Source organism: Fundidesulfovibrio sp. YSD1, assembly GCF_055397115.1.
The window spans coordinates 3,229,504-3,243,501 of sequence record NZ_AP043666.1 but is presented as its reverse complement, the minus strand read 5'-3'; the positions used below and the strand labels follow the sequence as shown (position 1 = coordinate 3,243,501).

Here is a 13,998-nt window from a genome sequence, read left to right as displayed (position 1 = left end):
TCCGGGGCCCGGAAGCGGCGCGCAAGCGCGCGAGGCTGCGTAAGCAAGGGGGGTGCCAATGGAGGGGGAGCCCGGGAAGCCGCGCCAGGGCTCCTCGGGAAAGCGGCGGCGCGCTCCGGTTACGAAAATTGCGCACGAAGCGGTTACGATAATTTCCCTTGACGGATTTTCGCGAAACCGGGCGAAACCGGGAGGCGGCCCCGCGCGACGCGGGGGGAGCGACGGGCGGGGGTGCGGCGGCGCGCCCTACAGCCGCGCCTTGAGCTCCTCCATGGCCTTGGCGGTCTTGTCGAGCATGTCGAGCACGAGGGGAGTGAACGAGGCGATCCTCGCGGAGTCGCCGGTGCGCGAGGCGTGCTCCAGCTCGAAGCAGAGCTGGCGAAGGGGCTCGGCGTGCAGGGTGCCGCTGGCGCCCTTGAGCGAGTGCGCGAGCAGGACCATGGTCTTCGTGTCGTCGCCGGACAGGGCGCGCTCGAACTTGGACCGGCGCTCCGGGTACTCCTCGATGAAGACCTCGAAGATCTCCCGGATCAGCTCGCGGTCGTCCTCCATGCGCACCAGGAGTTTTTCCATGTCGACGAGTGGCAGTTCCATGATGTCTTCCTCGTGTCGCCCGCCCGGGGGAGGCGACCGGTTTCTCCGTTTCAGCCCTTGGCGGGCGCGTCCCCGGGCACGTCGAGCACCGGCGCGAGCCGCAGGGTCACGGTGGTGCCGTGGCCCTCGCGGCTGACCACCTCCACCTGCCCTCCCCAGTCCTCCACGGCCTTGCGGATGAGCGCCAGGCCCAGGCCGTAGCCCTTGCCCTTGGTGCTGAAGAACGGGCTGAAGACCCGCTCCAGCACGTCCTTGGGCATGCCCCGGCCGTTGTCGCTCACGCTGAGCCCCACCTGCCCGCCGGACATGGCCACCGCCACCTCCACGAAGCCCGGACCGTCCATGGCCTCCACGGCGTTGGTCACCAGGTGCATCACGGCGCGGCGCAGGGTGTCCTCGTGGGCCTTGACCCTGGGCAGGCGCTCGCCCGAGAGGAAGGATATCTCCACGCCCTTGGGCAGAAAGCCCGAGCGCATGGTGCTCACGGCCTCGCGGGCCACCCCGGCGGGGTCGATCTCCGTGGGCTGGTCCGCTCCGGGGCGCGAGAACCCGATCATCTCCTTGAGGATGCGATCGAGCTTGGCCGTCTCCTCCAGGATGATGCGCACCTTCTCGCGCTCGCGCTCCGAGAGGTTGGGCGACTTGAGCAGCGAGTTGGTGAAGCCCCCGATGGCGAAGAGCGGGTTTCTTATCTCGTGGGCCATGTAGGCCGAGAGCCGCTCCACCACGCCTATCTTCTCGGTCTGCTGGGCGCGCTTCTCCAGCTCCGTGCGCGTGGTGATGTCGCGGCGCATGACCATCACGTGGGTCAGGTTGTGCGAGGCGTCGTAGATCGGGTAGGCGTATTCCCGGAAGTACAGGAGCCGCCCCTCCTTGCTGATGCGCGTTTCCAGGGATTCGGCCTTGCGCCCGGTGCGCAGGGCCGAGTGAAACGGGCAGTCCTTGGTCTCGGGGTGGCAGAAGGGCACGTTGTCGCTCACGGACTGCACGTCCCAGCAGGGCCTGCCCGCCAGTTCCTCCTTGGAGAGGCCCCGGCGCACCACCACGTTGCGGTTGCAGTCCACCACGTTGCCGTGCTTGTCGAGCAGGAGGATGTCCTCGGGCACCTCGTCGATGATGGCCTGGAGCAGCACGCGCTGGTTGTCCAGGTTCAGCTGGCAGCGCGCGCTGATGGCCGCGAACTTGTTCAGCGCGCAAAGGAAGAAGGAGGCCGTGTGGTCGATGAAGCTGACCTGGTCCGGCAGGGACGTTACGATCTTCTTGACCTTGTAGCGCTTGCCGGAAAGCTCGATGAGCAGATTGATGTCCGGGTGCGCGGCGAGCATGGCCTGGTAGGTGTCATAGACGGGCAGTCCGGCCACGCGCGGGTCGCGCAGCTTCTCCTTCTCCGGGCCTGGCTCGCTCAGGGCCTTGAGCTCCATGGGCGGCAGGAACTCGCCCACGGACTCGTTGTGGATGATGTCCAGGATGGAGAGAAAACCCGGGCCCGTGCCCATGATGCCCACGCGGAAGGCGGTGTCCTCCATCTCCCACAGGCAGTAGCCCTCCGGCAGCTGGTTACCCATGCGTCCGCTCCTGCGCAGCCAGCATCTCGTAGATTTCCTTCACGCCCACGCCCTTGAGGCGCGCGGCCGCACGGCGGGCAACCTCCTTGGGCTTGCCGCCCCTGGCCAACTCCTGGGCGAGCACGTCGCGGGCCTCTTCCTCGCCGGAGTGGGCCTTTTCCAGCGCGGGGCCGAGCACCACGGTGATCTCGCCGAGCAGGTCGAGGTCCTTGCCCGCGAAATCCGAGATTCGCCCGCGCAGGAACTCCTCATGGGTCTTGGTCAGTTCCCTGGCGATCACGCAGTCGCGTTCGCCCAGCACCGAAAGCGCCTCGGAGAGGGACTTGCCCAGGCGGTCCTTGCGCTCGAAGAACACCAAGGTGCAGCCCGCGTCCGCGAAGCGCGCCAGCGCCTGGCGCACGTCGCCCGCCTTGCGCGGCAGAAAGCCCAGGAAAACGAAGGGCTGCGGGGCCAACCCCGACGCCGAGAGCGCGGCCATCACGGCCGACGGCCCGGGCACGGGGCGCACGGCGTGCCCGGCCTCGCGGCAGGCCCGGACCAGCAGGAAACCAGGATCGGAGAGCACGGGCGTGCCCGCGTCCGAGATGAGTGCGGCCTCGCCGCCCGCCTCCAGGTGGCCGAGCACCTGGGGGATGCGGCCTTCCTCGTTGTGGTCGTACAGGGAGAGGAAGCGCGCGGGCTCGATGGCGTGGGTGGAGAAGAGCCGCGCGGCCCTGCGGGTGTCCTCGCAGAGCACGAGGGTGGAGCGCGAGAGCACGTCGCGGGCCCTGGGCGTCAGGTCGCCGGGGTTGCCCAGGGGCGTGGCCACGATCCACAAAGTACCCGGAATTACGCTCATGAAGAGCTTATTTCACGGCGGCAACACGAATGCAAGCGGGCCATTGACAGCCTGCGGGGCCGGGAATAGGAGTTTTTCATGGCCGACTTCGAGTACAACCCGGGCACCGGCGGGCCCTTGTCCGTGGCCCTGTCGCAGAGCCTCGTGACCTTCGACCCGCAGCAGGCGGCCGTGGCGAAATTCGAGCGCACGCCCGTGAGCCAGCCCGTGTCCGTGAACGCCTGGACCCACGTCTACGAGCAGGCCGAAAAGGGCCGGATCGTCGGCAACGTGGTCATCTGAGAAGAGGAAGCCTCCGGCGGCCAAAGGGACGGGGTCCCTTTGGAATCCCCCTCCGCTTCGCGGGCGTCGCCGGTGGAACGACGAGTTTCGAACGAGGAACGGAGCCTGACGGCTCCGTTCCTCGTTTTTTTGTTGCCGGGGGAAATCCGGGGACTAGGCGGCTTTGCGGTCGCGGCGGCGCATGAAGCCGGCGCCGATGGCCCCCAGGCCCATGAGCAGCATGGTGCCGGGCTCGGGGGTTGCCACGGGGGCATCCGCGGCGGTGAACATGATCGCGGGGGTGTAGCCGGTCCAGCCGCTGTCCGCTCTGAAGAGCGACACGCCTGCCGCGCCGCCGTCGGAATAGAACGGGCCGTGGGACGTGTTCCAGAAAACGGAGTCGGCATCCAGATCGGTTCCGACCGAAGGACCGGACGTGTTGAGGCCGAAGTTGAGGGAGTTGTACGGCCCGGACACTCCTGTGGGATTATTGCCGTAGTGCTGGGTGTTGTACGAAAGCCCGAATACGATCTCGTCGGGGAGCGTGATGGCGAAGGACGTGGCGTCGAAGACGATGTTGAACAGAATGCCGTTCATGTCCCAGCCGTCAGGACGCAGCGGAACGGTCGCGGTGGTGGCCAGGCTCGCGATGAGGCTTCCCGGGGTGACGGCTCCCGGAGCCGGGTTGACGTTGTACAGGTTCAGCGTGAAATCCATGGAGTAGCCATTGGGGTACACGCCGCCCCAACCGGTATTCGTCGCATTGCCGGTGAACCATGCCCAGTCGCTCATGGCGACCGTGACGGACGTGAGATCCCTCTCCGTCCCGGCGAATTGGATGGCGTTTCCAAACTCTCGAGTCGAAGTGGCTTCGTATCCCAGGCTGGGGATGTTGTGCGGATAAGGAATGGGAAGGCTATTGTAGATTGTTGCTGCGCTGGCCGAACCGCAAACCACGGTAAGTGCAAAAACACATAACATCCAACGGAACATCATTTTTTTCATCCCGATCTCTCCACGGTCGTTGAGTGATGAAAGACTGTCTCATCATGCCATTGCCGCCGATTGCCGCCGACAGCCATCCAGGGCCTGGATTGGAGTCTGCAATTAAACTCTTCGCAACTCCCTGCTTGTGGCCGCCTTCTGCCGAAAAGCCGTACGATCCTGCGCTGTTGAGCAAAATACATGCCCGCTGGGGACATTCCGGAAAAGCAATGGACACGGCCGTCCGAGATGGGATATTCTGAAAAATTCTTTTTCCCGCGCATTCAACCTGTCAATATTGTCGACATTATTTCTGTAAAGAAATTCGACTCGCACTGGTTCCGCCATAAGCTGACTGCTTGCGGCGCCATGCAAGGCGCAAATCGCGGGCGAAACGGACAGGGGAGGCTTCCCGCGCGAGTGTCAGCCGGAAAGCGGGGGCTTGAGGCGGGGTGAAGTCAGAAAGGTGGGGGATGCGCCGGACGCGCCTACCAGGGCTGCCAGCCCCTGCCCGCGCCGCCGCCGTCGAACTCGGCCTGAAACGCGTCGGCCAGGTGCGAGGCTTCGAGCGCGCCCGCGCGCGCGACCACGCTGACCACGTCGAAACGGCAGGGCTTGTCCCAAAGCGAATTGGCGGAGAGGTATTCGGCGGCGGCGCGCACGATGCGGGCGCGCTTGCCCCGGTCCACGGCGTCGGTGCCGCTGGCCAGGCTGCCCTGCCCGCGCGTCTTGACCTCCACGAACACGACGTACTCCCCGTCGCGGCAGATCAGGTCCACCTCGCCCCTGCGGCAGAGGTAGTTGCGCTCGATCACGCTCATCCCGAGGGAACGCAGCAGGCGCGCGGCCGCCTCCTCCCCTTCCCGACCGAGCTTCAGATGCCCGGCAGGCACTGGAATTCCTCGCGCACCGTGGGCTTTTCCGGGAGCACGCCCCTGAACGTCAGGCGGTGCAGCGGGCACGGCCCGAGCGCGGCCACGGCCTTCAGGTGTTCGGCCGTGCCGTAGCCCTTGTGCCCGGCCAGTCCGTAGCCCGGGAAGCGCGCGTCCATGCGCTCCATGAACCTGTCGCGGAAGGTCTTGGCCAGGATCGAGGCCGCCGAGATGGCCGGGACGAGCGCGTCGCCGTCCACGATGGCCTTCTGGGCCAGGCCGTCGAACGGCAGCAGGCGCGAGGGGATGATCTTGTTGCCGTCCACCTCGAGCCGGGAGGGGCGAAGCTTCATCACGGCCACGGCCCGGGCCATGGCCATGAACGTGGCCTGGAGGATGTTCACCCGGTCGATCACCTCCGCGCGCACCACGCCCAGGCCCCAGGCCACGGCCTGGACCTTCACGGCCTTCTCCAGCGCCAGGCGGCGTTGCGCGGTGAGCTTCTTGGAGTCGGTCAGGCGGGGCAGATCGTACGAGGCGGGGAGGATGACCGCGGCGGCCACCACGGGCCCGGCCAGGCAGCCGCGCCCGGCCTCGTCCACTCCGGCGGTGAGGATGGCGAGTGACATGCGCGCCTAGGCCCCGCGCCCCGAGACGGGATAGCAAGCCGGACATCTCGGGAAGGGCCTTGCCGGGTGCTGGCGCATGCGGGGCTCCTTGAAAAAAGACCGGGGGAAAGCCCTTGCGAAGCAAAGGCTCTCCCCCGGCCCCCTATGGAATGCGTCCCGGCCGGGAGCTGGCCGGAGAAGACGACGGGGACTAGTTGTGCCAGTCGTTCTTGGTCTTGATGCGGGAGGCCTTGCCCCTGAGCTTGCGCAGGTAGTAGAGGCGCGAGCGGCGGACCTTGCCCTCGGCAACGATCTCCACGCGCTCGATGAAGGGCGAGTGCATGGGGAACACGCGCTCAACGCCCACGCCGTCGGACACCTTGCGCACGGTGAAGGTGCAGTTGGTGGAACCCTTGCGCAGCCTGAGCACCGCGCCCTGGAACACCTGGATGCGCTCCTTCTCGCCCTCGAGGATGCGGAAGTGCACCTTCACGGTGTCGCCGGGCTTGAACTGGGGCATATCCAGGCGGATGTGCTCGTTCTCGATCTGACGGATGATGTCCATGGCCTGTCTCCTTATGACTGGCTTCGCCGGGAAGCCCTAAAAAATATCGCCCAATATCCGGTCGGCGAGAATCGCGGCCGCGCTGCGCACCGAGAGGTGGTTGTACCCGCCGTAGGGCCTGACCGGGGCCAGGAGCGCGTGCGTGAGCGCCAAGGCCTCGGGCGCGAGCCCGGAACCGGTTCCGAACACGAGAAGCGCGGGACGCGAGCCGAGCGCTTCGCGCACCTGCCCCGGGGTGACCGCCCCGTCCGGCCTGGCGCTGGTGGCCAGGACCCAGGGGTCGCGCCCGGAAGCTTCCCGCACCTGGGAGACGGCCTCCGCGAGGGTCGCCGTCACCCGGACCTTCCCCAGCGCCTCCGCGCGGTCGGGGTTGGCCCTGCCTCCCGGTCCGTCCGTCCAATGTCTGGTCAGCGTCGCCGCCAGGGCCTGCTGGTCCTCCAGGGGAGTGACCACCATGAAGCCCGCCATCGCGTACGTTCGGGAAATGCGGGCTATATCGTGGAGGTCAAGGTTGGTCAAGGACACAGTGACGGTGTGGCCGAATTTGTTGAGCACCGGTCCGTGGACCAGCGCCACGTAAAGGTTGCGCGACAGGAGCGTGCGCGGCTCGGAGGCCAGGAAGGCCCTGTCCGCGCCGTCAAGCCTCGCCTCGGCCAGGAGCTCCGGCCGCCTGGCCAGGGTCTGGGAGAGCGCCTGCCGCCGCCGCCAGTCCGCCACCTTGGCGTGGTCCCCGCCCAGGAGCACGTCCGGGACCCTGAGCCCCTCGAAGACCTCCGGGCGCGTGTAGTGCGGGTATTCCAGGAGCCCGGCCGAGAAGCTCTCCTCCTCCCCGGACTCCTCCTTGCCCATGAACCCGGGCAAGAGTCTGGCCACGGACTCGATCAGGCACACTGCCGCCGACTCCCCGCCCGAGAGCACGAAATCGCCCACGGACACGAGTTCCACCGGAAAAAGGTCGAGCAGGCGCTCGTCGATCCCCTCGTAGCGCCCGCAGAGCACGGTCAGGGACTCCTCGCCCGCCAGCTCGCGCGAGAGCGCCTGGATCAGGGGCCTGCCCCTGGGCGAGAGCATCAGCACGCGCCCGGGGTTCTCCAGCGAGCGCAGGGCCGAGACCAGGGGCTGGAGCGCCATGACCATGCCCGGACCGCCGCCGTAGGGCCGGTCGTCCACGGACTTGTGCCTGTTCTCGGCGAAGTCGCGCGGGTTTTTCAGCGTGAAATCGACTATCCCCTGCTCCCTGGCCTTGCCCATGAGCCCGCAGGAAAGGGGGGAATCGAAGAATTCCGGAAAAAGCGTGAGGATGTTGAAGCGCATGGGCGCGGCTAGGCCAGGTACAGATCCAGGAGCCCGGGCGGGGGCGCGATGGTCACGCGGCGTGCGTCCATGTCGATCTCCGGCACGGTCTCCTCGGTGGCGGGGAGCAGGATCTCCCTGCCGCTCTCCGAGCGGATCAGCCAGACGTCCTGTTCGGGCAGGTCCTCGAAGCCCTCCAGCACGCCGACCTTGGAGCCGTCCTCGAGCACGACCTCGAAGCCCACGATCTCGTGCAGGTAGACCTCGCCTTCGTCCAGCTCGGGCAGATCGTCCGCCTTCACCACAACCTCCATGCCGCGCAGCTTTTCCGCGGCGTCGCGGTCCGCCACTCCGGCCACGGTAAGAAGAAGCCGGCCCTGGTGCGGGCGGCAGGAGAGCACCTCCAGGAAGCGTTCCCGCCCCCTGGGTGCGCGAAACCCGATCAAGGCCCCCGGCGAATAGAGCTGGGGGGAGCCCGCGTGGTTCTCCACGCTGAACTCCCCCCGGATTCCGTGAGGCTTGACCACCTCGCCGATGACTACCAGCTTGGGGTGATTCAATCCCGGCTCCTCCCGGATGCTACTCCAGGATTTCCAGCACTGAGCGCTTGCGCGCCTTGGTGGACGCCGCCCCCAGGATCGTACGCATGGCCCGGGCCGTGCGCCCCTGCTTCCCGATGACCTTTCCCAGGTCCTCTTTGGCGACCTTGAGCTCGATCACGGAGGTCTGCTCGCCTTCGATCTCCTTCACCTGCACGGCGTCGGGATTGTCGACGAGGGACCTGGCGACGTATTCAATCAAGTCCTTCAGCATGTGTTGGCGCCTCCGTGTTTTCGGCACAGTCCCGGCGCCGCATCCAGCCCGGACGAAGCTTACTGCTTCTCGCCGGCCTTGCGCAGAAGCGCGGCCACGGTGTCCGTGGGCTGGGCTCCGCACGCGATCCACTTGGCCACCTTCTCGGCGTCCACGCTGATCTCGGCGGGCTCAACCATGGGGTTGTAGTACCCCACGTACTCCAGGGCGCGGCCGTCGCGACGGGTCGCGCTGTCCATGGCGGCGATGCGGTAGAAGGGACGTTTCTTGGAACCCATTCTCGTGAGTCGAAGTTTCATGGCCATACTCAGTTCACCCCCGATGAGGATATGTAACGTGTTTTCATGTTCTGGCAACCCCGCCGCGCCCCTCCGCGAGCGGCGCGTGAAGGCGGCCCTAGCGCTTTTTCTTCTTCTTGCGCTTGTCCTTGTCCTTCTTCTTCTTGGTGGGGCTGCCCTTGCCGGACATGGCGCCCGCCAGCCCGGCCATGCCGGGCATCCCAGGCATTCCGGCGGGCATGCGCCCCCCCGGCATGGAGGGCATCTTGGGCATCTTGCCCCCGCCCATCATGCGCTGCATCATCATGCGCATCTGGTCGAAATTCTTGAGCAAAGCCGTCACGTCGCCAACCTGCACGCCGGAGCCCTTGGCGATGCGCTCCTTGCGGCTCTGGTTGATGATCTTGGGCTCCACGCGCTCGCGCTTGGTCATGGAGCTGATGATGGCCTCGAGCCTGGCCATCTCCTTCTCGGGCATCTGGATCTCGCCCAGCTGCTTGGTCAGCTTGCCCATGCCCGGGATCATCTTGAGGATGGTCTCCAACGACCCGAGCTTCTTCACCCTGCGCATCTGCGTGCGGAAGTCGTCCAGGGTGAACTGGGCCTGGCGCAGCTTGCGCTCCATCTCCTGGGCCTCGGTGGCGTCGAACTCCTCCTGGGCCTTCTCGATGAGCGAGAGGATGTCGCCCATGCCCAGGATGCGCGAAGCCGCGCGGTCCGGGTGGAAGATCTCCAGGTCCGAGGCCTTCTCGCCCATGCCCACGAACTTGATGGGCTTGCCCGTGACTTCCTTGATGGAGAGGGCCGCGCCGCCGCGCGCGTCGCCGTCCATCTTGGTCAGCACCACGCCCGAGATGTCCAGGCGCTCGTTGAAGCTGGCCGCCACCGTGACCGCGTCCTGGCCGGTCATGGCGTCGGCCACGAAGAGAATCTCGTGCGGGTTCACCGCGGCCTTGATGGCCTGAAGCTCCTCCATGAGGGGCTCGTCGATGTGCAGGCGGCCGGCGGTGTCCAGGATGACCACGTCGTGCCCGGCCTCCGTGGCCTTGGCCACGGCGTCGCGGCAGATGTCCACGGGGTTCATCTGCGTGGTGGACTGGTACGCGGGCACGTCCAGCTGCGAGGCCAGCTTGTGCAGCTGGTCGATGGCCGCCGGGCGGTAGACGTCGGCCGGGACCAGGTACGGCTTGCGCTTGTGCTGCCGCCGGAACCACAGGGCCAGCTTGGAGGTGGTGGTGGTCTTGCCCGAACCCTGCAGGCCGACCATCATGATCACCAGCGGCTTCTGCTTGAAGTCCACGGTCTGGGCCTCGCCCCCGAGCAGGGCCAGGATCTCCTCGTGGACGATCTTCACCACCATCTGGCCCGGAGTCAGGGACTTGAGCACGTCCTGGCCCAGGGCCCGCTCCTTCACGCGTTCCGTGAAGGCCTTGACCACCTTGAAGTTGACGTCGGCCTCCAGAAGGGCCAGGCGCACCTCGCGCAGGGCCTCCTGGATGTTGTCCTCATCCAGGCGGGCGTGGCCGCGTATCTTCTTGAATACCGACTCTAAGCGGTCTTGCAGGCTTTCGAACATGGTCCCTTCTTGGCCCTTTCTTGCGTGGCGGAAAAAATAAGCCCTCCCCCTTAGCCGGGGAGGGCCGTCAAGTCAAGGGGTCGCGGCGAATGGCCGCCCTGCCCTACTCCACGCCCATGATCGCGCGCGCGAAGCCCTCGGCCGCGCCCTCGATCACCTTCCTGTCCACGCAGAAGGTCAGGCGGAAGTAGCCCGGCATGCCGAAGCCCGTGCCGGGCACGGCCAGCACGCGCTGCTCGCAGAGCTTGCCCACGAAGGCCACGTCGTCGCCGCCAGGAGCCTTGGGGAAGAAGTAGAACGCCCCGGCGGGCATGGCGTACTCGTACCCGGCCGCGCTGAGCACCTTGGCCATGGCCTCGCGGCGCTCGGCGTAGACCGAGGCGTCCACCTGATGGCCCAAGGCGCGCACCAGGAGCGCCTGGCCGATGGCCGGGGCGTTGACGTAGCCCAGAATGCGGTTGGTGAACACGACGCCGTTCATGAGCTCCGCCTTGCCGGGCATGTCCGGGGCCACGGCCACGTAACCGATGCGCTCGCCCGCCAAGGACAGGTTCTTGGAAAAGGAGCTGACCACCACCGTGTACGGGTATATCTTCGGCAGCGAGGGAACCTCGGCCCCGCCGTAAGCCAAAAAGCGGTACGGCTCGTCGGAGAGGATCAGGATGGGGCGCTCGCGCTTCTCGTTCAGGCGCGTGAGCCCCTCGGCCAGCTGGCGCAGGGTGGACTTGGAGTAGATGCAGCCCGTGGGGTTGTTGGGCGAGTTGAGCATGACCACGCGGGTGCGCTCGGTCACCGCGCCCAGCATGGCGTCCACGTCCAGGTCGAACGAGGGCAGCCTGGCGGGCACCGTGACCAGCCTGCCGCCGTGGTTGCCCACGTAGAAGCCGTACTCGACGAAATAAGGCCTGGGGCAGATCACCTCGTCGCCCTGGCTGAGCACGGCCCGGAAGAAGGCGTTGATGCCCCCGGCCGCGCCGCAGGTGAGCAGGAGGTCCGAGCCCTCGAACGTGACGCCCTGCTCGGCGCTGACCTGGGCGGCCAGGGCCTCGCGCACGTGGGGGTAGCCGGCGTTGGGCATGTAGCCGAAGGCGAAGGGCTCGCCCGCGCGCGTGGCCAGGTCCGCCAGGCACTCGCCCACCACCGGCGGGGGCGGCAGGTCGGGGTTGCCCAGGCTGAAATCGTGGACGCGGTCGACGCCGTAGAGTTTTTTCATCTCCGCGCCCTGCTCGAAGATGCGCCTGATCCAGGAGCCCTTGGACAGGGCGTCGGCGATTTCGCCGGACAACAGCTTCATGTGATGCTCCCTAGGTAATTTGCAACGGGTGAAGATAGCGCGCTTGCCCCTTCACTTCAAGCTTGCCAAGTCGGCTCTTTGCGGATACATCCCCCGCCGCCTCTCTTTGAAAAAGTGCGCCCCCCGGGCGCGACATCATGCGTTGCCGGCAGCCTCGCGCCCACGCGCGGGCATTCACAAACCCGTTTCGATCATTACATTACGCCCCATGAACCACACCCCCGAGATCCTAGCCCCCGCCGGCGACGCCAACAGCTTCCTCGCCGCCATTTCCGCCGGAGCCGACGCCGTCTACTGCGGCCTCAAGCATTTTTCCGCGCGCATGCAGGCCGACAACTTCTCCATCCAGGAACTGGCCCGGCTGACCGCGCTCGCCCACCAGAAAGAGCGCAAGGTCTACGTGGCCATGAACACCCTGCTCAAGCCGGGCGAGGAGGCCAAGGCCGGACGCCTGGTTGACCGCCTGGCCCGCACCGTGCGCCCGGACGCGCTGATCGTCCAGGACCTGGGCATGGTCTCCGTGGCCCGCCAGGCCGGTTTCGCGGGCGAATTGCACCTCTCCACCCTGGCCAACGTGTCCTCCCAGTCCGCGCTGCCGCTCATGCCCTCGCTCGGCGTCAGCCGCGTGGTGCTGCCGCGCGAGCTCAACGTGGACGAGATGCGCCTGATGGCCGAGGCCTGCCCCGAGAACGTCTCCCTGGAGGCCTTCGTGCACGGCGCGCTGTGCCACAACGTCTCGGGCCGCTGCTGGTGGTCGAGCTTCTTCGGCGGCAAGAGCGGCCTGCGCGGGCGCTGCGTGCAGCCCTGCCGCCGCGTCTACACCCGCAAGGGCCAGCCCGGGCGCTACTTCTCCTGCCAGGACCTCTCCCTGGACGTGCTGGCCAAGGCGCTCCTGACCATCCCCCAGGTGAAGGCCTGGAAGATCGAGGGCCGCAAGAAAGGCCCCCACTACGTCTTCTACGTGACCACGGCCTACCGCATCCTGCGCGACGCCCCGGACGACCCGCACGCCAAGAAGGCCGCGCTCTCCTACATCGACCAGGCCCTGGGCAGGCCCGTGACCCACTACACCTTCCTGCCCCAGAAGCCGCGCAACCCCGTGGACTCCCTGGCCCAGACCGGCTCCGGCCAGCTCATCGGCCGCCTGACCATGAGCGCGGCCCGCAAGTACTTCATCAACCCGCGCCAGCCGCTCCTGCCGGGCGACCTCCTGCGCCTGGGCTACGAGGACGAGGCCGGGCACCAGGTGGTGCGCGTCACGCGGCCCATCCCCAAGGGCGGCCGCTACGACCTGACGCTTTCGGGCAAGGGTAAGGAGCGCCCCCGCGCGGGCATGAGCGTGTTCCTCATCGACCGCCGCGAGCCCGAGCTCTCGAGCCGCATAAACGCCCTGGAGGCGGAGCTCAGGCGCATCCCCGAGGTGGAAGCCCCCGAGTCCTCCTTCGAGCCGGCCTTCCCCAAGCCCTACAAGGCCCCGCGCGGCGTGCGCGCCGAATCCGTGCACATCTGGCGCCAGCCCCCCAAGGGCCCGGCCAAGGGCGCGGCGGGCGTGTGGGTGTCGGCCACCAAGACCCAGCACCTGCCGCTGGGGCGCGCGGCCTCCACGTGGTGGTGGCTGCCCCCGGTGATCTGGCCCAACGAGGAGAAGGACTTCGCGGACATCCTGGAGCTCATCCTCAAGCGCGGCGGCAAGCGCTTCGTGCTGAACGCGCCCTGGCAGACCGGGCTCATCGGCCGCAAGCGCCGCGAAATGGAGCTGTGGGCCGGGCCGTTCTGCAACGTGGCCAGCCCCCTGGCGCTGGAAAAGCTCAGGGGCATGGGCTTCGACGGGGCCGTCGTCAGCCCCGAGCTCTCCGGCGAGGAGATCATGGCCCTGCCCCGCAGGAGCCCCATGCCGCTCGGCATCGTGACCTCCGGGCTGTGGCCGCTCGGCATCAGCCGGACCATGACCCAGGACGTGAAGGCCTGCGAGCCGATCTCCAGCCCCAAGGGCGAGGTCTGCTTCATGACCCGCTACGGCCAGAACTACTGGATCTACCCCAACTGGGAGCTGGACCTCACCGCCAGGGAGGACGACCTCTCCCGCGCCGGGTACCTGCACCTGATCCACATGCGCGAACCCATGCCCAAGACCATCGAGCGCAACGAGCGCGGCTGCGTGTTCAACTGGGATATCGGCATGCTGTAGGGGAGAAGACCGGGCTCCGCCCGGACCCGCCAGGGGGATGATCCCCCTGGACCCTCAATGGCTTCGCGGGCATCACCGCCCACCTGGAATAATCGAAGGCCCCGTGATCCGCTTGCGCGGATCACGGGGCCTTCGATTCGTTTAATAAATCCAACCCCTCGCCGCTCGCGGCGACGGCGGTCCGCCGGGATGAGCGCCGCCTTGGGAGCGATCCCGGCGGCTCTCCCGCGCGCCCCTGGCATCCGTGTGTCCGGCTCACTGGTCCGCGA

General features: G+C 67.3%; 15 protein-coding genes. 2 read left to right on the top strand and 13 right to left on the bottom strand.

Translation table 11 applies throughout. The features are described 5' to 3' along the window. Window positions 1–246: 246 nt before the first annotated feature. The 3 genes from ACZ5V4_RS15120 to rsmI are packed head-to-tail and all read right to left on the bottom strand — an operon-like array spanning window position 247 to window position 2,997. A complete protein-coding gene (locus ACZ5V4_RS15120) occupies window positions 247–594 on the bottom strand; it encodes an Hpt domain-containing protein (protein ID WP_464315699.1) in 348 nt (115 codons plus the stop codon). A 50-nt stretch (window positions 595–644) separates the two neighbouring features. Further along, a complete protein-coding gene (locus ACZ5V4_RS15115; RefSeq protein WP_464315698.1) occupies window positions 645–2,159 on the bottom strand; it encodes a two-component system sensor histidine kinase NtrB in 1,515 nt (504 codons plus the stop codon). After that, the gene (gene rsmI / locus ACZ5V4_RS15110; protein WP_464315697.1) at window positions 2,152–2,997 is read right to left on the bottom strand and encodes a 16S rRNA (cytidine(1402)-2'-O)-methyltransferase; all 846 of its coding nucleotides are present in this window, start codon (window positions 2,995–2,997) and stop codon (window positions 2,152–2,154) included. Before rsmI ends, ACZ5V4_RS15115 begins: the two co-directional genes overlap by 8 nt. 78 nt (window positions 2,998–3,075) lie before the next feature. On the opposite strand from rsmI, the gene ACZ5V4_RS15105 reads away from it, so the two are divergent. Next, complete coding sequence (locus ACZ5V4_RS15105; protein ID WP_464315696.1) at window positions 3,076–3,279, top strand: hypothetical protein; 204 nt, start codon at window positions 3,076–3,078, stop codon at window positions 3,277–3,279. A 153-nt stretch (window positions 3,280–3,432) separates the two neighbouring features. Here ACZ5V4_RS15105 and ACZ5V4_RS15100 read toward each other — a convergent pair whose 3' ends face one another. From ACZ5V4_RS15100 to ACZ5V4_RS15055, 10 genes are all read right to left on the bottom strand, one after another. After that, window positions 3,433–4,263 (bottom strand): PEP-CTERM sorting domain-containing protein, encoded by an 831-nt coding sequence (locus ACZ5V4_RS15100; protein ID WP_464315695.1) that lies wholly within the window; start codon window positions 4,261–4,263, stop codon window positions 3,433–3,435. 467 nt (window positions 4,264–4,730) lie between these two features. Next, window positions 4,731–5,135, bottom strand: a complete 405-nt coding sequence (locus ACZ5V4_RS15095) for a YraN family protein (protein WP_464315694.1) — start codon at window positions 5,133–5,135, stop codon at window positions 4,731–4,733. Continuing rightward, window positions 5,117–5,743 (bottom strand): ribonuclease HII, encoded by a 627-nt coding sequence (locus ACZ5V4_RS15090; RefSeq protein ID WP_464315693.1) that lies wholly within the window; start codon window positions 5,741–5,743, stop codon window positions 5,117–5,119. The genes ACZ5V4_RS15095 and ACZ5V4_RS15090 overlap by 19 nt, the downstream gene beginning before the upstream one ends. 190 nt (window positions 5,744–5,933) lie before the next feature. Next, on the bottom strand, window positions 5,934–6,287 hold the full coding sequence (rplS, locus tag ACZ5V4_RS15085) for a 50S ribosomal protein L19 (RefSeq protein WP_464315692.1): 354 nt from the start codon (window positions 6,285–6,287) through the stop codon (window positions 5,934–5,936). 36 nt (window positions 6,288–6,323) lie between these two features. Then, window positions 6,324–7,601 (bottom strand): tRNA (guanosine(37)-N1)-methyltransferase TrmD, encoded by a 1,278-nt coding sequence (gene trmD / locus ACZ5V4_RS15080; RefSeq protein WP_464315691.1) that lies wholly within the window; start codon window positions 7,599–7,601, stop codon window positions 6,324–6,326. A gap of 8 nt (window positions 7,602–7,609) precedes the next feature. Continuing rightward, window positions 7,610–8,140 (bottom strand): ribosome maturation factor RimM, encoded by a 531-nt coding sequence (gene rimM, locus ACZ5V4_RS15075; RefSeq protein WP_464315690.1) that lies wholly within the window; start codon window positions 8,138–8,140, stop codon window positions 7,610–7,612. Window positions 8,141–8,159: 19 nt separating this feature from the next. Next, a complete protein-coding gene (locus tag ACZ5V4_RS15070; protein WP_464315689.1) occupies window positions 8,160–8,393 on the bottom strand; it encodes a KH domain-containing protein in 234 nt (77 codons plus the stop codon). 59 nt (window positions 8,394–8,452) lie between these two features. Beyond that, window positions 8,453–8,698 carry a 30S ribosomal protein S16 gene (gene rpsP, locus ACZ5V4_RS15065; protein WP_464315688.1) on the bottom strand — a complete coding sequence of 82 codons (246 nt, stop codon included), beginning with the start codon at window positions 8,696–8,698 and terminating at the stop codon, window positions 8,453–8,455. Between the two features lie 91 nt (window positions 8,699–8,789). Then, complete coding sequence (gene ffh, locus ACZ5V4_RS15060) at window positions 8,790–10,247, bottom strand: signal recognition particle protein (RefSeq protein WP_464315687.1); 1,458 nt, start codon at window positions 10,245–10,247, stop codon at window positions 8,790–8,792. Between the two features lie 103 nt (window positions 10,248–10,350). Then, on the bottom strand, window positions 10,351–11,541 hold the full coding sequence (locus tag ACZ5V4_RS15055) for a pyridoxal phosphate-dependent aminotransferase (RefSeq protein WP_464315686.1): 1,191 nt from the start codon (window positions 11,539–11,541) through the stop codon (window positions 10,351–10,353). Between the two features lie 208 nt (window positions 11,542–11,749). On the opposite strand from ACZ5V4_RS15055, the gene ACZ5V4_RS15050 reads away from it, so the two are divergent. Continuing rightward, window positions 11,750–13,729, top strand: coding sequence for a peptidase U32 family protein (locus ACZ5V4_RS15050; RefSeq protein WP_464315685.1), 1,980 nt, complete (start codon window positions 11,750–11,752; stop codon window positions 13,727–13,729). The last annotated feature ends 269 nt before the right edge of the window (window positions 13,730–13,998 follow it).